The organism is Stenotrophomonas sp. YJH_SMC_131, from assembly GCF_059367975.1.
The window spans coordinates 275852-293251 of sequence record NZ_JCAFRJ010000006.1; the positions used below are offsets into that span (position 1 = coordinate 275852).

A 17400-nucleotide genomic window follows, 5' to 3' on the forward strand; every position below is an offset into this window, starting at 1 on the left:
GGGAACTGGCAACACCATGAGCGACAGTTTTGAACTTGTCTCGCCGTATTCGCCGGCGGGCGACCAGCCCGATGCCATCGCGAAGCTGACCAGCAACTTCGAGGCCGGCATCGCCAAGCAGACCCTGCTGGGCGTGACCGGCTCGGGCAAGACCTACACCATCGCCAACGTCATCCAGAACATTCAGAAGCCGACGCTGATCATGGCGCCGAACAAGACGCTGGCGGCGCAGCTGTATGGCGAATTCAAGGCGTTCTTCCCGCACAACGCGGTGGAGTATTTCGTCAGCTATTACGACTACTACCAGCCGGAAGCCTACGTGCCGTCGTCGGACACCTTCATCGAGAAGGACAGTTCGATCAATGAACATATCGAGCAGATGCGGCTGGCCGCGACCAAGACCCTGCTGTCGCGCCCGGACGCGATCGTGGTGGCGACGGTGTCGGCGATCTATGGCCTGGGCGCGCCGGAAGACTACCTGTCGCTGCGCCTGATCCTGTCCAAGGGCGAGCGCATCGACCAGCGCGACCTGATCAACCACCTGACCCAGCTGCAGTACACGCGCAATGAGTACGAACTGCAGCGCGGCACCTTCCGCGTGCGCGGCGAAGTGATCGACGTGTTCCCGGCCGAGTCGGACAGTGAAGCGCTGCGCCTCGAGCTGTTCGATGGCGAGGTCGAGAAGATCACCCTGTTCGATCCGCTGACCGGCGAGACGCTGCGCAACATGCAGCGCTTCACCGTGTATCCGAAGACCCACTATGCGACCACGCGCGAACGCGTGCTGGCGGCGATCGAGACGATCAAGGTGGAGCTGAAGGAGCGGCTGGAGCAGCTGTACGCGCAGAACAAGCTGGTGGAGGCGCAGCGTTTGGCGCAGCGCACCCAGTTCGACCTGGAGATGATGGCCGAGGTCGGTTACTGCAACGGCATCGAGAACTACTCCCGGCACCTGACCGGCAAGGCCGCCGGCGAGCCGCCGCCGACCCTGTTCGACTACCTGCCGGCCGATGCGCTGCTGGTCATCGACGAATCGCATGTGACCATTCCGCAGATCGGCGCCATGTTCAAGGGCGATCGCTCGCGCAAGGAAACCCTGGTCGAGTTCGGCTTCCGCCTGCCGTCCGCGCTGGACAATCGTCCGCTGCGTTTCGAGGAATGGGAGGAGCGTTGCCCGCGCAGCATCTACGTGTCGGCCACGCCGGGTCCGTATGAATACCGCGAGGCCGGAGACGAGATCACCGAACTGGTGGTGCGCCCGACCGGCCTGATCGACCCGGTGGTGGAGATCCGGCCGGTGGGTACCCAGGTCGACGACCTGATGAGCGAGGCCAACGCGCGCATCAAGGCGGGCGACCGCGTGCTGGTCACCACGCTGACCAAGCGCATGGCTGAAAACCTCACTGAATACCTCACCGAGCATGGCATCCGCGTGCGTTACCTGCACTCGGACGTGGACACTGTCGAGCGTGTGGAGATCATCCGCGACCTGCGCCTGGGCAAGTTCGACGTTCTGGTCGGCATCAACCTGCTGCGCGAAGGCCTGGACATGCCCGAGGTATCGCTGGTGGCGATCCTCGATGCCGACAAGGAGGGTTTCCTGCGCTCCACCGGCTCGCTGATCCAGACCATCGGCCGCGCCGCCCGCAACGTGCGCGGCAAGGCGATCCTGTATGCCGACCGGATCACCCGTTCGATGCAGGCGGCGATCGATGAAACCGACCGCCGCCGCGCCAAGCAGGTCGAGTACAACGAAGAACATGGCATCGTGCCGCGTTCGGTGGCGCGCCCGATCGTCGACGTCCTCGAGGGCGCGCGTTCGGATGCCGCGGAGAAGGAAGCCAAGAAGGGCAAGGGCAAGGGCAAGGGCCGGGCGGGCGTGGCCGAAGAGGCGACCGACTATCGTTCGCTGTCGCCGGCGCAGCTGGCTGTCCGTCTCAAGGCGCTGGAACAGCAGATGTACCAGCACGCCAAGGATCTGGAATTCGAGGATGCCGCGCGCGTGCGTGACCAGATCCGCCAGCTGAAGGAAGCCAGCCTGGGCTGAACGCGGCAGTGCAGCATCATCTTCACAAAAGTGTTGCGCTTCCCTGCCGGCATCCGTAATATACGCGGCCTGCACCGACGCAATCGCGGAAATGCAGAAGCAAAACGGGCGGTTAGCTCAGCGGTAGAGCACTACCTTGACATGGTAGGGGTCACAGGTTCGAACCCTGTACCGCCCACCACGAAGTCCTCGCAAAAGGGCTCTCGTGAACTGCAAAGCCCGGCCCTGGCGCCGGGTTTTTACGTAACAAGGCCAGCCTTCGGGCGGCAAGAACAAGATGGGCGGTTAGCTCAGCGGTAGAGCACTACCTTGACATGGTAGGGGTCACAGGTTCGAACCCTGTACCGCCCACCACCTGTTCCCGGCGTTGCCGGTGAAGCGGTGGAAACGATGAAAGCCGGCCCTGGGGCCGGCTTTTTTTCTTTCCAGGGGCAGGACCCCGGCGTTCCCGCGAAGCCACATTCCTGCAGGTTCAGTGGCGTGAAATCAGTGGGTGATGGTGATCGAACGCTGGATCCGCCAGTGGCCATCGACGCGTTCCCACAGCTGCGCTACACCTGCCCGGGCCAGCGCAGCATTCGGGCTGCCGCCATGGTCGCCTGCCAGTTGCTGGCTGCCCAGGCGCAGCACGCGGTCCTGGCGCAGGCGATAGAGCTGCAGGGGCAGCGCTTCATGCGTGTCCTGCGGTCCTTCGGTGCGCAGGATCTGGCTGCGTAGGGCATCCTCGGTGGGCCCGCTGCCGTCGCCGAACAGGCTGGAGAACAGCAGGACCAGGGCAAGCATCGGCATGGCACGGTGCTCCAGCGGGAAAGTGCGTGCAGGCTGGCATGGCCGGCCGGGCACCGCAGCCGGCCTGCGACGAAGACGGGGATTGCGCCGCCAAAGGCGGGCAGGCGGCGATGAATCCGGGACGCGCAGGCGTAGACTCGGCGCTACCGCGCAACCGCGCCGTCACTTCAGCGAGCTGCCGCATGAGCGATCACGTCCCGGTGTCCAGGCCCAATCCGTTCCTGGAACGCCTGTTCGGCGGCAACATGCTGGAAGGCACGTTCAAGGCAGTGATCTGGGTGGCGATCCTGTGCGCGCTGCTGGCGTGGACCACGCTGCGCTGAGCGACGCTACCGCGTGGGCTTGGCTGCTGATGCAGTGAATACGGGTGCCGCGGCAAGGGTGCGGCGGCAGTGTCCGTGCATGTGCCGTCAGGCGCTGAAGGCCTGGCGCAGGCTGCGCAGGGTTGCCTGGCGGTGCTCCCTGGCCGTCGGCTCGCCCATCTCCAGTTCCTGCAGGCGCAGTCCAACCAGGGTCATCGACAACGCATAGCCGCGTGCCGCGTCGGCAACGCGTGACAGGCCCACTGCACGGCGTGCCAGTGCATTCACATGTTCAAGGTCGGGCATCAGTCCCAGATAGACGCGCTCGGCGCTGTCCAGGTCGGGCGCGCGCAGGATCGCGTGGGCTTCGGTGGCGGAGGAGACGGAGGCCATGGGGGTCCTTGTCCGTAGGGGGCGCTCGCTCAGAACGAGCGCATCAGGGAAACGAAGGCCGACGTCTGCGTGCCACGTCGTGCCATCGGGCTGTCCTTCACTGCATCACCGAACCACTGGTTGGCCACCACGCCGGTGGCGCGCCATTTGGTGCCCAGTGGCGTGCTGACCGCGATCTGCAGGCTCGGCGACGTGGTGCTGCCGGGGCGGTAGGCGGCAAGGCCCGAGCGCAGGGCTTCTTCATCGCTGATGCCGTAGTAGTAGTCGAGCAGCCGTGCACTGGAGTGCACCACGCCCGCCCGCGGCACCCAGGTGAAGCGACCCGCCTGGATCGGGTAGCTGTAATGCAGGCGCGACTCGAAACCGCCGCCATGGCCGGTCACTTCTCGCATCACGCTGGCCTCGACCATGCCCCAGTCGGCACTGTACTCGCCGTTGATGCCGGCCATGGCCGACATCTGCCGGCTGTGCAGGCGGCGCAGCTGAGCATCGTTCACGTCGTCGGTCTTGAAGCGCAGCGTGTAGGGCGTGACCGCTGCCGACAGGCGCAGTCCCTGGCCCTTGTAGAGGTACATGCCCAGCGAGCCGGGGCTGGCGAAGAAGCGCTCGCCCTGCCAGGCAATGGCCGGTACCACCAGCGGTTTGACGTCGTAGTGCGCGTACGCACCGGAGGTCGCGCCAGCGCTGATGCCGGCCTGTACGCCCGGGTTCTGCTCGGCAGCGTGGGCGAGCAACGGCACGCCGAGGGCAGCGGTGAACAGCAGCGGGCGCAGCAGGGTCGGGGACAGCGACGGCATCGATCAGCCACGTTGCGGAGGATGGCTGCGCATGGTGAGGGGGCAACATTGTCAGAACATTGCGCCGGTGTGATCGGCACGCATGGGCGCAAAACCCTGGCGCCAGGCACTATGATCGGCAGCGTTTCCGGCAGACGAGTTCCTGATGCGCATCCTCCTGGTCGAAGACGATCCTGATCTGTCCCGCGCCCTGCAATCGGGCCTGGAGCGGCAGGGCGTGGTCGCCGACGTGGTCGGCAGCCTGGCCGAGGCCGCGCTCGCGTTGCGCGAACCGGTGCACCAGCTGCTGCTGCTCGATCGCCAGCTGCCCGATGGCGATGGCGCCGGATTCGTCGCGACGGCGCGTGCGCTGCGGCCGAACCTGGCGGTGATCATGCTGACCGCCAAGGGCACGCTGTCGGACAAGGTCGAAGGCCTGGACGTCGGTGCCGATGACTATCTGGTCAAGCCGGTGGCGATCGAGGAACTGATGGCGCGCATCCGCGCGGTATCGCGCAGGCCTTCGGCGATGGTGACACCGAGCCTGCGGCTGGGGCGCCTCGAGTTCGATTTCGAATCGCTGCAGGCGCAGGTGGAGGGCCAGCCTCTGGCGCTGCCACGTCGGCAGGTACTGGTGCTGCAGGCATTGGCGATGCGGCAGGGGCGCACGGTCACCCGCAGTGCGTTGGAGGCTGCGGTGTACGGTTTCGACGATGAGATCCAGTCCAATGCGCTCGACGCGCACATCTCCAAGCTGCGCAAGGCACTGCAGCAGGCCGGTGCCGGCGTCGAGATCCACGTGATACGGGGCGTCGGCTACCTGCTGGCGGAGGCCTGAGATGGCCCGTCCGATCCGTTCGATCACCCTTGGCCTGGCCTGGCGCCTGTTCCTGGCGCAGGCCTTCACCGTACTGTTCGCGGTGGTCGCGCTGATCCTGACCTGGGGTGACAAGGACTCCTGGGGCATGGACATGTTCGTTGCCGAGGCGGTGGCCAAGGCGGTGCACAGCGAAGACGGCCGCCTGGTGCTGGACCAGGCGCGCTGGGACAAGCTCGATGCCAACGCCGGGGGAAATCTCTGGTTCGCCGCGGTGGACGACAAGGGCATGTGGCTGGAGCGCGGCATCATCCCCGCGATCCACGCGCCGATGCTCGCGCGGCTGCCGACCGTGGGTGCCACCGAGCTGGGTTCGCTGGTACCGCCCTACCTGGACGTGGCGCGGGTGATGATCCGCAACGAGGATGGGCGCCGCATCACCGTGATGGTCGGTGGAGCACCCAAGGGCGGGCTGCTGGACGGTGCGCTGATGGTGCTGCGCCTGATCGGCCTGTGGTTCTTCCTGCCACTGATCGTGGTCACCCTGCTGGTGATGCCGACCGTGATCCACCGTGCCATGCGCGGTGTGCGCCGTTCCGCGCAGCAGGCCAAGGAGCTGGACATCGGCCAGCCCGGTGCGCGGCTGGATGCGCGGCTGGTCTCCACGGAAGTGGCGCCGCTGGTGGAAGCGTTCAACGATGCCATCGACAAGGTGCAGCAGGGCTACGCCGCGCGCGACAAGTTCCTTGCCGACGCAGCGCACGAGCTGCGCGTGCCGATCGCCGTGGTGCAGGCGCGCCTGTCGCAGCTGCCGCAGGGCGAGCTGAAATCGCAGTTGCTGACCGACGTGGCGCGGCTGGGCAATGTTGCCGAGCACCTGCTTGATCTGCAGCGGCTTGACCGCAATGTCGGCGCATTGCAGCGGCTGGACCTGGCCCTGCTGGTGCGTGAGGCAGCCGCGGACCTGGCGCCGTTGGTGGTGGGCGCCGGCTATGGATTCGAAGTGGACGCGCCGGAAGCGCCGGTGTGGATCCACGGTGACAGCCTGGCGCTGGGGCGGGTGATTGCCAATCTGGTACACAACGCGATCGTGCATGGTGGTGGCCGTGGCACCATCTGTGTGCGGTTGGACACGCGCGGGTTGCTGGAAGTCAGCGACCAGGGCGCGGGCATTCCAGTAGGCGACCGCGAGGCGATCTTCGAGCCGTTCCATCGCCTGCGCGCGGCGGGCAGCGGCAGTGGCCTTGGCCTGCACCTGGTGAAGGAGATCGTGCAGCACCATGGCGGCTCGGTCAGTGTCGGTGAGGCCGCGGGCGGCGGCGCAAGCTTCCGGGTCAATTTCCATCGCGGCAGCGCGCGGCGCTGACGCGTTTGCGGGGCAAGTCCCGATAGGCAACCTGCCGCCGGCAGCGGCAGGCTGGCCTCATGGCCATCGAGCGCTCCCCGTCTCCCTTGCTGGGCAGTGGCACCGCTGGGGCGCTCACACTGGGGGCGTTGGGCTGCGTGCAGCTGTCGCAGCTGCCGCCGCTGTGGGTCTGCACGGTGATGATCGTGCTTGGCATGGCCGGGTGGGGCCTGCGATGGCGGGGGCGCCTGCCGGCGGTCATGCTGCTCGGTGCCGGATGGACGTCGATGCACGGGCACTGGGCAATGCAGGACCAGCTGCCACCGGGCCAACCGGCTCGGGATGTAGTGGTCAGTGGCCGGGTCATCGATCTGCCGGATCATCGGGCCGCGCACACCCGCTTCCTGCTGCAGGTCAGCGAGAGCCGCGAACTGCCATCGCTGCGCGGCAAGCGCCTGCAGGTCACCTGGAACGACGGCTGGCAAGGCAGGTCCAGCGCCGCTGCCGAGGGGCGGCGCAGGCAGGTCCTGGCCGGTGCGCAGTGGCAGCTGGCGCTGCGTGTGCGGGCCCCTCGCTCGCGGATCAATCCCGGGGGTTTTGACAGTGAGCGTCATGCGCTGCTGCGTGGCGTAGCCGGCACTGGAACGGTGAGGGCGCCGGCCAGCGCGCGTGAGCTGCAGGCCGGACATGGCCTGCCGGCATGGCGTGAGCGCACCAGCGCCGCCATCGCGCTGCAAGTGGCCCATCCGGCCGCCCGTTTCGTGCAGGCGCTCGCCCTGGGCGACACGCGTGGCCTGTCCGACACCGATTGGGATCAGCTGCGGGCGCTGGGGCTGACCCATCTGGTGGCCATTTCCGGATTTCATGTCGGGGTGGTGGCGGGGCTGGGGGCGTTGCTGTGCCGAGGGCTGTGGTGGCTGTGCCCCCTGCTGGCCCGGCATTGGCCACGTCCACAGGCGGCGGCCTGCGCCGCGGCGCTGTCCGCAGCGGGCTATGCGGTGCTGGCCGGTGGTGAGTTGCCGACCGTGCGCACGGCACTGATGATCGGGCTGGTGGCCCTGGCGCGCAGCGGGCGGCGCCCGCTGGGTCTCGTGCAGGGGCTTGCGCTGGCGGCGCTGGCGCTGCTGCTGCCGGCGCCCCTGTCGGTGCTGTCAGCGGGCTTCTGGCTCAGCTTCGGCGGCGTACTGTGGCTGGTGTGGTGCTTGCCGCAGGGACGTCCGCGCGGGGTGGCCGCCAACCTGCGCGGGTTCCTGGCCGCACAAGGGGTGGCCAGCGTCGGCCTGTTGCCGCTGGGCATCGCCTTGTTCGGTGGCACCGCCTGGCTGGGGCCGCTGGTGAACCTGCCGGTCATCCCGTGGTGGACATTGCTGGTGGTGCCCCTGTCGCTGCTGGGCACCGCCCTGCAGGCGCTGCACGACGGTGCTGGGTGCTGGGCGTGGCGCGCGGCGGCGTGGCTGTTCGAGATCAGCTGGCAGGCCCTGCAGCCACTGGCGGCGCACCCGCAGGCGATGTGGTGGCTGGCCGAGGCGCCGGCCTGGGCAGTGCCGGCGGCGCTGCTGGGGGTGTTCTGGTGGCTGCTGCCACGGGGTGCCGGGGGCTGGCTGGCTGGCCTGCTGCTGTGCCTGCCGCTGCTGTGGCCGGCGCGTGAGCGCCCGGCCGAGGGAGAGCTGGAGCTGCTGGTGCATGACGTCGGCCAGGGCACGGCGGTGTTGCTGCGTACTGCGCGGCATGCCCTCTGGTACGACGTGGGGCCGCCGAACGGGGGCGAGGGCAGCGAGCGGATCCTGGTTCCGTCACTGCGGGCCTTGGGCCAGGCGCCGCCCGAGCGGGTGCTGCTCAGCCACGACGATCTCGATCATGCCGGCAACCTGCCGAGCCTGCGTCTTCAGCTGCCGGGGCTGTCATTGCTGGCGCCGCCGGGAAGTACGATCGCCGGGGCCGGCCGTTGCCAGCGCGGCCTGCGCTGGCACTGGGATGGCGTCGATTTCCAGGTGCTGCACCCGGATGCCGGCAGCCAGCGGGCCGAAAACGAAGACAGCTGCGTGCTGCGCGTGGCCGGTGCCCATGGCGTGGTCCTGTTGCCGGGGGACATCGGCCGTCCGGCCGAACAGGCGCTGTTGCGGGCGTCTGCGGCGGCGCTGAAGGCGGATGTGGTGCTGGTGCCGCACCATGGCAGTGGCGGCAGCTCCAGCGCGCCCTGGGTGGCGGCGGTGTCAGCCCGGCTGGCATTGGTCTCGGCCGGCCACCAGAACCGTTTCGGCCACCCGCGCCAGGACGTGGTCCGGCGCTGGCAGGGACAGGGCGCCGAGGTGGTGTCCACTGCGGAGTCCGGGGCGATCCGCGTATGGCTTGGCGCACAAGGGCTGCAGCTGCGTGAACAGCGCATCCATGCATCCCGGTGGTGGGATGCCGCTGGGCGGGCGCGGTCGGCTGCTATCCTATCGCCGATCGAACAAGCGGCCGTTGGGCCGGAGGGTTGAAACGTGTGGGAACTGGTCAAGGCCGGTGGCTGGCCGATGGTGCCGCTGCTGCTGTTGGGCGTACTGGCTTTGGCGATCATCCTGGAGCGTTTCTGGTCCCTGCGGCGAACGGAGGTGCTGCCGCCCGGCCTCGGCCAGGAAGTGCGCAACTGGGCCGCGCGCGGCAAGCTTGACCCGGCGCACCTGCAGACCCTGCGTGCCAACTCGCCGTTGGGCGCGCTGCTGGCGGCCGCGCTGGAAGCCCGCAACCGCCCGCGCGACCAGATCCGCGAGCGCATCGAGGATACCGGGCGTCACCTGGTGCACCGCATGGAGCGGTTCCTCAACGCGCTGGGCACCATCGCTTCGGCTGGCCCGCTGCTGGGCCTGCTCGGCACCGTGATCGGCATGATCCAGATGTTCCTGGGCATCCTCGACCATGGCGTGGGTGATGTGAACCAGCTGGCCGGTGGCATCGGCAAGGCCCTGGTGTGCACCGCCACCGGCATGATCGTGGCCATCCCGGCACTGATGTTCCATCGCTACTTCAAGGGCCGCATCCACGGCTACGTGGTGGAGATGGAACAGGAGGCCAGCGCCCTGCTGGATACGCTCGACGGCCGCCCGGGGGTGATGAACCCGTCCCCGTCGGCGCGCCCGGCCAACGCCGCTGCGGCGAAGGCCTGATCGATGCGTATCGGCAATGACCGATCCCAGGATGAGCCGCATATCGATCTGGTCCCGTTGATCGACGTCATCCTGGTGCTGATCATCTTCTTCGTGGTCACCACCACCTTCGATGCGCGCTCGACGTTGCAGGTGCAGCTGCCCACCGCCAGCCAGCAGCCCAACAACGAACCGCCGCGTTCGCTCAGCGTGCTGATCAACGCCGAAGGCCGTTATTTCATCAATGACCAGGAAGTGCTGCGCAGCGATGTCGAGTCCGTCAAGCAGACCATCGTCGCCGTCGCCGGCAGTGATCGCAGCCAGCCCGTGCTGCTGCGCGCCGACGCGCGTACTCCCTACCAGGCCGTGGTGACTGCGCAGGACGCGCTCGGTCAGCTCGGTTTCCGTCGTATCGCCATTGCAACTGCGCCAGAGGTGCGTCCATGAGTTCCCATCACGCGCCGGTGTGGCCGATCTACAAACGTCTGCTGGGCTACACCCGCACCTACTGGGTGTTCATGGTCGGCGCGGTCATCGCCATGGTGGTCGAAGCTCTTGCCGGCTACCACTTCACCAAGCTGATGGAGCCGCTGGTCAACGAAGGTTTCGTCGATCCGCAGCCGCGCGCGGCCGTGGTGCTGCCGCTGACCATCCTCGGCCTGTTCCTGATGCGCAGCCTGGCCACCTGGGTCAGCGACTACACGCTGGCCAAGACCGGCCGCAGCGTGGTCCGCGACCTGCGTGAGCAGGTGCTGCAGAAGTACCTGCACCTGCCGTCGTCGCACTTCGATACCGAAGCGACGCCGGTAATGGTCAGCCGCCTCAACTTCGATACGGAACAGGTCACCCAGGCCAGTGCCGACGCGCTGAAGACCGTGGTCGCCGATACCCTCACCATCATCGCGATGCTGGCGGTGATGCTGCAGATGAGCGTCAAGGTGACCCTGGCGATGCTGCTGGTGGTGCCGCTGATCGGCGGCATCGTGTCCTACGTGGGCAAGCGCTACCGTCGCATCAGCCGCGGCATCCAGGACGGCATGGGCACGATGGCGCAGACTGCCGAGCAGTCGCTGGCCGCGCAGCAGGAAGTGAAGGTGCACGGCACCCAGCAGCATGAGATCTCGCGCTACTCGCGCCTGGCCAACCGCATGCTGGCGCTGAACATGAAGGTCGAGGTCACCCGCGCCGCCGCGTCCAGCGTGGTGCAGTTCCTGGCCGCACTGGCGCTGGCGGTGATCGTCTGGGTGTCGACCCGCGAAGCCCTGGCCGGCCGCCTCAATGCCGGCCAGTTCATGGGCCTGATGACCTCGATGATGGCCATCATTCCCTCGCTGCGCCGACTGACCAGCGTACAGACCTCGATTTCGCGCGGCGTCTCCGCCGCCGAGCGCCTGTTCGGCATCCTCGACATGCCGGTGGAGCGTGATGAGGGCCAGCACCGCGTGCAGCGCGTGCGCGGCGAACTGGCGTTCGACCACGTCATGCTGCGCTACCGCGAAGACAGCGGCATTGCCCTGGACGACATCAGTTTCGTTGCCAGGCCGGGCACGGTGACGGCCATCGTCGGCCGTTCCGGCAGCGGCAAGACCAGCCTGATCCGGCTGGTTCCGCGCTTCTACGAGCCCAGTGGCGGCGTCATCACCCTCGATGGCGTGGCCCTGGATGACTATCCGCTGGCCGACCTGCGCCGGCAGGTGGCGATCGTCGGGCAGAAGGTGATGCTGTTCGATGACACCATCGCGGCCAACATCGCCTACGGCATGGAGGCGACCGATGAGCAGATCCGTGCGGCGGCCGAAGCGGCCAATGCCTGGGAGTTCATCGCACGCATGCCGCAGCAGCTGCAGACCCCGGTCGGCGAGAATGGCGCGCTGCTGTCCGGTGGCCAGCGCCAGCGCCTGGCGATTGCCCGCGCGATCCTGCGCGACGCGCCGATCCTGATCCTCGACGAAGCCACTGCGGCGCTGGACAACGAATCCGAGCGCCTGGTGCAGGATGCGCTGCAGCGCCTGATGCCGGAACGCACCACGCTGGTCATCGCGCACCGCCTGTCGACCATCGAGCATGCCGACCAGGTGCTGGTGATGGACCATGGCCGCATCGTTGAACGTGGCACCCACAAGGAGCTGCTCGAACTGGGCGGCCTTTACCAGCATCTGCACAGCATGCAGTTCCGCGAAAGGCAGGACTGATGGCCGGCAAGGGTACCCAGACCCCGGCGTACTGGTACGACGGCAGCCCCGTTCCGTGGACGATGCGCCTGCTGGCGCCGCTGTACGCAGGTGTCACCGCGCTGCGCCGGCGCGCCTATCGGCGTGGCTGGCGCAAGCGCCACTCGCTGCCGGTGCCGGTCATCGTGGTCGGCAACATCACCGCCGGTGGTACCGGCAAGACGCCGCTGACCATTGCCCTGGTCGAGCGCCTGCGCGCGGCCGGCTGGAAGCCGGGCGTGGCCAGCCGTGGTTATGGTCGCGAAGACGCCGACAAGCCGCTGTGGGTGCAGGCCGATACGCCAACTGCCAAGGGCGGTGACGAGCCGGTGCTGATCGCCTGGAAGACCGGTGTGCCGGTGCGCGTGGACCGCGACCGTGTCGCCGCCGGCAAGGCGCTGATCGAGGCCGGCTGCGATGTGATCGTCTGCGACGATGGCCTGCAGCACTACCGCCTGGCGCGCGACATCGAGATCGAAGTGGTCGATGCGCAGCGTCGCTACGGCAATGGCCGGATGATTCCGGCCGGGCCGTTGCGCGAGCCCGTCAGCCGCGCCAGCGAATGCGATTTCCGGGTGGTCAACCTCGGCCAGGCCGATGAGGAAACCGCAGCGCAGGCCTGTGGCTTCGGCCAGTGGCCGATGGCGCTGCACATCGACAGTGCACAGCCGCTGGCCGGTGGCCGCGCTCGCCCGCTGGCGTACTTCAAGGGCCAGCGCGTGCATGCGGTGGCCGGCATTGCCCATCCCCAGCGCTTCTTCGACATGTTGCGCGCGCGCGGGATCGGCGTGGTGCCGCATGCGTTCGCCGACCACCAGGCCTACCAGCCGCAGGACCTGTCCTTCGGCAGCCAGCTGCCGGTATTGATGACCGAGAAGGACGCGGTGAAATGCCGTGCGTTCGGCAACGACTGGCACTACGCGGTTCCGCTGCGCGCCGAGCTGCCCGCGGCGTTCTGGGTGGCGCTGACCGATCGCCTGGACAAGCTGCGGCCGAACTGAGTGGTGCGGCGGCGCTTGCATTCACGCGCTGCTGCCCGCATTCCCGTTGTAACGAGCCTGCCGAGTACCGCCTGCATGACTGAATTCGTCGTCGCCATTCCGGCCCGCTATGCCGCCTCGCGGCTGCCGGGCAAGCCGTTGCGCCCGCTGGGCGGCGAGCCGCTGGTGCTGCATGTGGCGCGCCGCGCGCTGCAGGCCGGTGCCCGTGAAGTCTGGGTAGCGACCGACGATCAGCGCATTGCCGATGCGCTGTCCGGGCTGGCCGAAGTGAAGGTGGCGGTGACCGCGACCACGCACGCCTCCGGCACTGATCGCCTGGCCGAATGCGCACGCATTGCCGGCTGGGCCGATGACACGGTGGTGGTCAACCTGCAGGGCGACGAACCGTTCGCACCGGCGGCCGGTATCCGTGCGGTGGCCGATGCGCTGGTCGCAGGCACTGCGACGATGTCGACTCTCGCCACGACCGTCGAGGACGCGCACACCCTGTTCGACCCGAACGTGGTGAAGCTGGTGCGCAACGTGCGCAACGAGGCGATGTACTTCAGCCGCGCGCCGATCGCCTGGCACCGCGACGGCTTCGCACGCAGCCGCGACACGCTGCCGGACGGCCACCACTGGTTGCGCCACATCGGCATCTACGGCTATCGCGCCGGCTTCCTGCAGCAGTTCGCGGCGATGCCGCCGGGCCAGCTGGAGCAGGTCGAATCGCTGGAGCAGCTGCGCGTGCTGGAAGCGGGCTATCCGATCAGCGTGGCGATCTCGCCCGAGCCGTTCCCGCCGGGCATCGACACGCCCGAGGACCTGGAGCGCGCCGAGGGGCTGCTGCAGGCGATGGCGCCGCGATGAGGCTGCTGGTCGTCTGCCTCGGCAACATCTGCCGTTCGCCGATGGCCGAAGGCGCGCTGCGCGCACGCCTGGATGCCTCGCCGCTGGCCGGGCGGGTGCAGGTTGATTCGGCTGGCACCGGCGACTGGCACGTGGGCGAGCCGCCGGACCGCCGCGCGATCGCCTGCGCGGCCGGGCACGGCGTGGACATCGGCGGCCTGCGAGCACGCCAGCTGCAGGCCGTGGATTTCGACCGTTTCGACTGGATCCTGTGTGCCGACGAGGCCAACCTGCGTGATGCAGGGCGCCTGGCGTCGGCGGCCCAGCGTGAACGGCTGGCGTTGTACCTGCCCTGGTCGGGTGTTCAGGGGCGGGTAGCCATCCCTGACCCCTATACCGGCGGCAGCGATCATTTCGAACAGGTCTGGTCGCTGGTCGACGATGCTGCAAAACGTGCGGTGGCACGACTGTTGCATGACGCCGACTCCGGCATAATCGGGTCATGAACGTCCAGCCCGTCCCGGACCTGCCCGAGTTCGCCACCTGGCTCAATGCCACCCCCTGCACCCTGACCGAACTGCGCGGCCGGCCGGTCGCGCTGCTGTTCGTCAATGCGGCCTCCGCCTGGAGTGCGCAACGCCTGGCCGAGTTCGGCCAATGGCTCTCGCGCCACCCCGGCAAGCTGCAGCCGCTGGTGCTGCAGGTGCCGCGCTTCGATTTCGAGCGCGACGCCAGTGCCGCACTGAAGCTGCTGCGCCGCCAGGGTCTGGCCATGCCCGTACTGCTCGATGCCGATTGGGATGGCTGGCGCCGCTTCGGCGTTACCGCCTGGCCGACCGTGGTGCTGCTGGACGCGCAGGGTCGCGAGCAGCAGCGGCTGGTCGGGCAGGGAGCACCCGGTGAACTGGAGCGCGCCCTGAACACGCTGTGCCAGGGCGCGCCTTCGGCGCCGCCGCGCGGCGGCAGCGAACTGCATCCGGAACCACGCCAGGCGCTGCGGTTCCCGCTGGGCCTGGCGGTCAGCACCGAACGCCTGTACATCGCCGACAGTGGCCACCACCGCATTCTCGAATGCAGCCATGGCGGCCGCATCCTGCGCCAGTTCGGCCTCGGTACCGCCGATTTCATGGACGGCAACCTGGCCGAAGCGGCGTTCCACCGCCCGCAGGCGCTGGTGCTGGAGCGCGATTCGCTGTACGTCGCCGACACAGGCAACCATGCGGTGCGCCGCATCAACCTGCTGACCGGCATCGTCGACACGCTGTGTGGCAACGGACGTCCCGGTGCGCCGATGGAAGGTCCGGTGGCGCAGGCGCGGCAGGTCTCGCTGGACCATCCTGTCGGCCTGGCCATCGCCGACAACCAGCTGCACATCGCGATGGCCGGCGACAACCGCATCTGGAGCTACCACCTGGGCCAGCGCAGCCTGCAATGGCGCGCCGGCAGTGGTTCCATCGAAGAGCGTGACGGCAGCGGCCACCTGGCTGCCTTTGCCCAACCGACTGCGCTGGCCGTGGTGCAGCAGGTGTTGTACGTCGCCGACGCCTTGGGATCCTCGATCCGTGCACTGCAACTGCGCGGCGACCTGGTGCAGACGCTGGTCGGGCAGGGGCCCTGGCGCTTCGGCAGCGAAGACGGCCCGCGTGCGCAGGCCAGCCTGCAGTATCCGCAGGCTATCGCATTGAGCGCGGACGCTCCGCTGCTGTGGATTGCCGATACCGGCAACGGTCGCCTGCGCACGCTGCGCCTGGGCGGCGGTGAACTGACCACCCAGCCGCTGCCGCGCCGCCTGCATGGCCCGGCCGGATTGGCGGTGGGCGCCGGTGCGGTGTGGATCGCCGAGACTGACGCCCATGCCGTGCTGCGATTCGACCCCGACAGCGGCGTGCTCAGCGAAGTCCCGATCAGCGAATGACCGACGTTCCCGCCCCGGCCTTCGACGGCAAGGCCTTCGCGGCCCAGCTCAGCACCGCCCCTGGCGTGTACCGCATGTACGCCGCCGACGACACCCTGCTGTACGTGGGCAAGGCGCGCGCGCTGCGCAACCGTGTCGGCAGCTATTTCAACGGCAGCCCGAAGAACGCGCGGATCATGTCGATGATCTCGCAGATCACGCGCATGGACGTGACCGTGACGCGCTCGGAAGCCGAGGCGTTGCTGCTGGAAAACCAGTTGATCAAGTCGCTGTCGCCGCGTTACAACGTCTCGCTGCGTGACGACAAGACCTACCCGCATGTGCTGCTGACCCGCGAGGACTGGCCGCGCATCGCACTGCATCGTGGCCCGCGTGCCATTCCCGGGCGCTACTTCGGGCCGTATCCCGGCGTCACCGCCGTGCGCGAGACGCTGAACCTGATGCACAAGCTGTTCAAGCTGCGCAGCTGCGAGGACAGCGTGTTCCGCAACCGTTCGCGACCGTGCCTGCAATACCAGATCGGGCGTTGCAGCGCGCCCTGCGTGGAGCTGGTCCCGGCGCCGGAGTACGCCGAGTCGGTGCGCCGCGCCGCCCTGTTCCTGGAAGGCAAGAGTGACGAGCTGACCCGCGAACTGGGCGAGCAGATGCAGGCCGCCAGCGAGGCGCTGGAGTTCGAGCAGGCCGCGCGCCTGCGCGACCTGATCTCCTCGCTGCGCAGCATGCAGACCCGCCAGTACGTGGATGGCCGCGCCGCGGACCTCGATGTGCTGGCCGTGGCCATGCAGGGCTCGCAGGCCTGCGTGCTGCTGCTGGCCTTCCGTGATGGCCGCAACCTCGGCACCCGCCCGTTCTTCCCGCGCACCAATGGCGAGGAAAGCCCGGAAGAGGTGCTTGCCGCCTTCGTCTCGCAGTACTACATCGAATTCGAGCCGCCGCGCGAGATCCTGCTGGACCGCGAGATTCCCGACGCCGACCTGCTGGTCGCCGCGCTGTCGGCCTCGGCCGAGCGCAAGGTGCAGCTGAAGTGGAACGTGCGCGGCGAGCGCGCCGGCTATGTGGAGCTGGCCAGCCGCAACGCGCAGCTGACCCTGGCCACCGAACTCAACAGCCGCAACGCGCAGCATGCACGCAGCGATGCGCTGCGCGAGATGCTGGGCCTGGCCGAGCCGGTCAAGCGTGTCGAGTGTTTTGATATCAGCCACACCCTGGGCGAGGCCACCGTAGCCTCGTGCGTGGTGTTCGACGCCGCCGGCCCGGTGCGCGCGCAGTACCGCCGTTTCAACATCAGCGGCATCGAGCCGGGCGACGACTACGCCGCCATGCGCCAGGCCATCGACCGCCGTTTCCGCCGCGCAGTGGAAGAGCAGGGCGTGCTGCCGGACGTGCTGCTGATCGACGGTGGCGCCGGCCAGCTGTCGCAGGCCCAGGCCGCACTGGCCGATCTGGGCGTGGAAGGCGTGCTGCTGGTGGGCGTGGCCAAGGGCGTGGAGCGCCGTGCCGGCCACGAGGCGCTGGTGATGCCCGATGGCCGCGAGCTGCGCCCGGGCGCGGCCAGCCCGGCGCTGCAGTTCATCCAGCAGGTGCGCGACGAGGCGCATCGCTTCGCCATCACCGGCCACAGGGGGCGCCGCCAGAAGGCGCGGATGACCAGCAAACTGGAGGATATCCCCGGCATCGGGCCGCGCCGCCGCGCCAGCCTGCTCAAGCATTTCGGCGGCCTGGTGGGCCTGAAAGCCGCTGGCGAAGCCGAGATCGCCAAGGTGGAAGGCATCAATGACGCCCTCGCGGCACGTATCTACGCTAACCTGCACGGGTTGGCCACGCCTGATGCGGCCGAGTAGAGAGAGAAGCA

The 17400-nt window shown here is 68.3% G+C and carries 16 protein-coding genes and 2 tRNA genes; 15 read left to right on the forward strand and 3 right to left on the reverse strand.

Going from position 1 to position 17400, the window contains the following annotated elements; all coding sequences use genetic code 11:
- Window positions 1-16 precede the first annotated feature (16 nt).
- From uvrB to AC5P56_RS14650, 3 genes are all read left to right on the forward strand, one after another.
- Window positions 17-2047 (forward strand): excinuclease ABC subunit UvrB, encoded by a 2031-nt coding sequence (gene uvrB, locus AC5P56_RS14640; RefSeq protein ID WP_134808684.1) that lies wholly within the window; start codon window positions 17-19, stop codon window positions 2045-2047.
- 106 nt (window positions 2048-2153) lie between these two features.
- Window positions 2154-2228 (forward strand) — tRNA-Val (locus tag AC5P56_RS14645).
- A gap of 98 nt (window positions 2229-2326) precedes the next feature.
- Window positions 2327-2401 (forward strand) — tRNA-Val (locus AC5P56_RS14650).
- Window positions 2402-2533: 132 nt separating this feature from the next.
- Here AC5P56_RS14650 and AC5P56_RS14655 read toward each other — a convergent pair.
- The gene (locus AC5P56_RS14655; protein ID WP_049442248.1) at window positions 2534-2836 is read right to left on the reverse strand and encodes a hypothetical protein; all 303 of its coding nucleotides are present in this window, start codon (window positions 2834-2836) and stop codon (window positions 2534-2536) included.
- A gap of 182 nt (window positions 2837-3018) precedes the next feature.
- Here AC5P56_RS14655 and AC5P56_RS14660 point away from each other — a divergent pair, with 182 nt between their 5' ends.
- Window positions 3019-3159: a hypothetical protein gene (locus AC5P56_RS14660; RefSeq protein WP_162838510.1), complete on the forward strand. Its 141-nt coding sequence runs from the start codon at window positions 3019-3021 to the stop codon at window positions 3157-3159.
- A gap of 87 nt (window positions 3160-3246) precedes the next feature.
- On the opposite strand, the gene AC5P56_RS14665 is transcribed toward AC5P56_RS14660, so the two are convergent.
- Together AC5P56_RS14665 and AC5P56_RS14670 are read right to left on the reverse strand one after the other, a co-directional pair.
- Window positions 3247-3531, reverse strand: a complete 285-nt coding sequence (locus tag AC5P56_RS14665; RefSeq protein WP_014646601.1) for a hypothetical protein — start codon at window positions 3529-3531, stop codon at window positions 3247-3249.
- Between the two features lie 29 nt (window positions 3532-3560).
- Complete coding sequence (locus AC5P56_RS14670; protein WP_032960877.1) at window positions 3561-4328, reverse strand: MipA/OmpV family protein; 768 nt, start codon at window positions 4326-4328, stop codon at window positions 3561-3563.
- A 145-nt stretch (window positions 4329-4473) separates the two neighbouring features.
- Between AC5P56_RS14670 and AC5P56_RS14675 the strand changes: the two genes are divergently transcribed.
- From AC5P56_RS14675 to uvrC, 11 genes are all read left to right on the forward strand, one after another.
- Entirely contained in the window at window positions 4474-5145 is a 672-nt protein-coding gene (locus tag AC5P56_RS14675; protein ID WP_005415973.1) for a response regulator transcription factor, read from the forward strand.
- Window position 5146: 1 nt separating this feature from the next.
- Window positions 5147-6490: a sensor histidine kinase gene (locus tag AC5P56_RS14680; protein WP_142234488.1), complete on the forward strand. Its 1344-nt coding sequence runs from the start codon at window positions 5147-5149 to the stop codon at window positions 6488-6490.
- A 59-nt stretch (window positions 6491-6549) separates the two neighbouring features.
- The gene (locus tag AC5P56_RS14685) at window positions 6550-8949 is read left to right on the forward strand and encodes a DNA internalization-related competence protein ComEC/Rec2 (protein WP_495231765.1); all 2400 of its coding nucleotides are present in this window, start codon (window positions 6550-6552) and stop codon (window positions 8947-8949) included.
- Between the two features lie 3 nt (window positions 8950-8952).
- A complete protein-coding gene (locus AC5P56_RS14690) occupies window positions 8953-9615 on the forward strand; it encodes a MotA/TolQ/ExbB proton channel family protein (RefSeq protein ID WP_014646605.1) in 663 nt (220 codons plus the stop codon).
- Window positions 9616-9618: 3 nt separating this feature from the next.
- A complete protein-coding gene (locus AC5P56_RS14695; protein WP_053494939.1) occupies window positions 9619-10041 on the forward strand; it encodes an ExbD/TolR family protein in 423 nt (140 codons plus the stop codon).
- Window positions 10038-11786 (forward strand): lipid A export permease/ATP-binding protein MsbA, encoded by a 1749-nt coding sequence (gene msbA / locus AC5P56_RS14700; protein ID WP_014646606.1) that lies wholly within the window; start codon window positions 10038-10040, stop codon window positions 11784-11786. Before AC5P56_RS14695 ends, msbA begins: the two co-directional genes overlap by 4 nt.
- Window positions 11786-12805, forward strand: a complete 1020-nt coding sequence (gene lpxK / locus AC5P56_RS14705; RefSeq protein ID WP_032960871.1) for a tetraacyldisaccharide 4'-kinase — start codon at window positions 11786-11788, stop codon at window positions 12803-12805. Before msbA ends, lpxK begins: the two co-directional genes overlap by 1 nt.
- Before the next feature lie 75 nt (window positions 12806-12880).
- A complete protein-coding gene (gene kdsB / locus AC5P56_RS14710; protein ID WP_495231766.1) occupies window positions 12881-13654 on the forward strand; it encodes a 3-deoxy-manno-octulosonate cytidylyltransferase in 774 nt (257 codons plus the stop codon).
- Complete coding sequence (locus AC5P56_RS14715) at window positions 13651-14139, forward strand: low molecular weight protein-tyrosine-phosphatase (protein ID WP_014646609.1); 489 nt, start codon at window positions 13651-13653, stop codon at window positions 14137-14139. Before kdsB ends, AC5P56_RS14715 begins: the two co-directional genes overlap by 4 nt.
- Window positions 14136-15548 carry a hypothetical protein gene (locus tag AC5P56_RS14720; RefSeq protein ID WP_495231767.1) on the forward strand — a complete coding sequence of 471 codons (1413 nt, stop codon included), beginning with the start codon at window positions 14136-14138 and terminating at the stop codon, window positions 15546-15548. Before AC5P56_RS14715 ends, AC5P56_RS14720 begins: the two co-directional genes overlap by 4 nt.
- Window positions 15545-17389 carry an excinuclease ABC subunit UvrC gene (gene uvrC, locus AC5P56_RS14725; RefSeq protein ID WP_014646611.1) on the forward strand — a complete coding sequence of 615 codons (1845 nt, stop codon included), beginning with the start codon at window positions 15545-15547 and terminating at the stop codon, window positions 17387-17389. Before AC5P56_RS14720 ends, uvrC begins: the two co-directional genes overlap by 4 nt.
- The last annotated feature ends 11 nt before the right edge of the window (window positions 17390-17400 follow it).

Excerpts from the sequence above, each read along its gene's own strand:
- uvrB (WP_134808684.1), top strand. The coding sequence starts at position 17 with ATGAGCGACAGTTTTGAACTTGTCTCGCCGTATTCGCCGGCGGGCGAC.
- AC5P56_RS14655 (WP_049442248.1), bottom strand. The coding sequence starts at position 2,836 with ATGCCGATGCTTGCCCTGGTCCTGCTGTTCTCCAGCCTGTTCGGCGAC.
- AC5P56_RS14660 (WP_162838510.1), top strand. The coding sequence starts at position 3,019 with ATGAGCGATCACGTCCCGGTGTCCAGGCCCAATCCGTTCCTGGAACGC.
- AC5P56_RS14665 (WP_014646601.1), bottom strand. The coding sequence starts at position 3,531 with ATGGCCTCCGTCTCCTCCGCCACCGAAGCCCACGCGATCCTGCGCGCG.
- AC5P56_RS14670 (WP_032960877.1), bottom strand. The coding sequence starts at position 4,328 with ATGCCGTCGCTGTCCCCGACCCTGCTGCGCCCGCTGCTGTTCACCGCT.
- AC5P56_RS14675 (WP_005415973.1), top strand. The coding sequence starts at position 4,474 with ATGCGCATCCTCCTGGTCGAAGACGATCCTGATCTGTCCCGCGCCCTG.
- AC5P56_RS14680 (WP_142234488.1), top strand. The coding sequence starts at position 5,147 with ATGGCCCGTCCGATCCGTTCGATCACCCTTGGCCTGGCCTGGCGCCTG.
- AC5P56_RS14685 (WP_495231765.1), top strand. The coding sequence starts at position 6,550 with ATGGCCATCGAGCGCTCCCCGTCTCCCTTGCTGGGCAGTGGCACCGCT.
- AC5P56_RS14695 (WP_053494939.1), top strand. The coding sequence starts at position 9,619 with ATGCGTATCGGCAATGACCGATCCCAGGATGAGCCGCATATCGATCTG.
- msbA (WP_014646606.1), top strand. The coding sequence starts at position 10,038 with ATGAGTTCCCATCACGCGCCGGTGTGGCCGATCTACAAACGTCTGCTG.
- lpxK (WP_032960871.1), top strand. The coding sequence starts at position 11,786 with ATGGCCGGCAAGGGTACCCAGACCCCGGCGTACTGGTACGACGGCAGC.
- kdsB (WP_495231766.1), top strand. The coding sequence starts at position 12,881 with ATGACTGAATTCGTCGTCGCCATTCCGGCCCGCTATGCCGCCTCGCGG.
- AC5P56_RS14715 (WP_014646609.1), top strand. The coding sequence starts at position 13,651 with ATGAGGCTGCTGGTCGTCTGCCTCGGCAACATCTGCCGTTCGCCGATG.
- AC5P56_RS14720 (WP_495231767.1), top strand. The coding sequence starts at position 14,136 with ATGAACGTCCAGCCCGTCCCGGACCTGCCCGAGTTCGCCACCTGGCTC.
- uvrC (WP_014646611.1), top strand. The coding sequence starts at position 15,545 with ATGACCGACGTTCCCGCCCCGGCCTTCGACGGCAAGGCCTTCGCGGCC.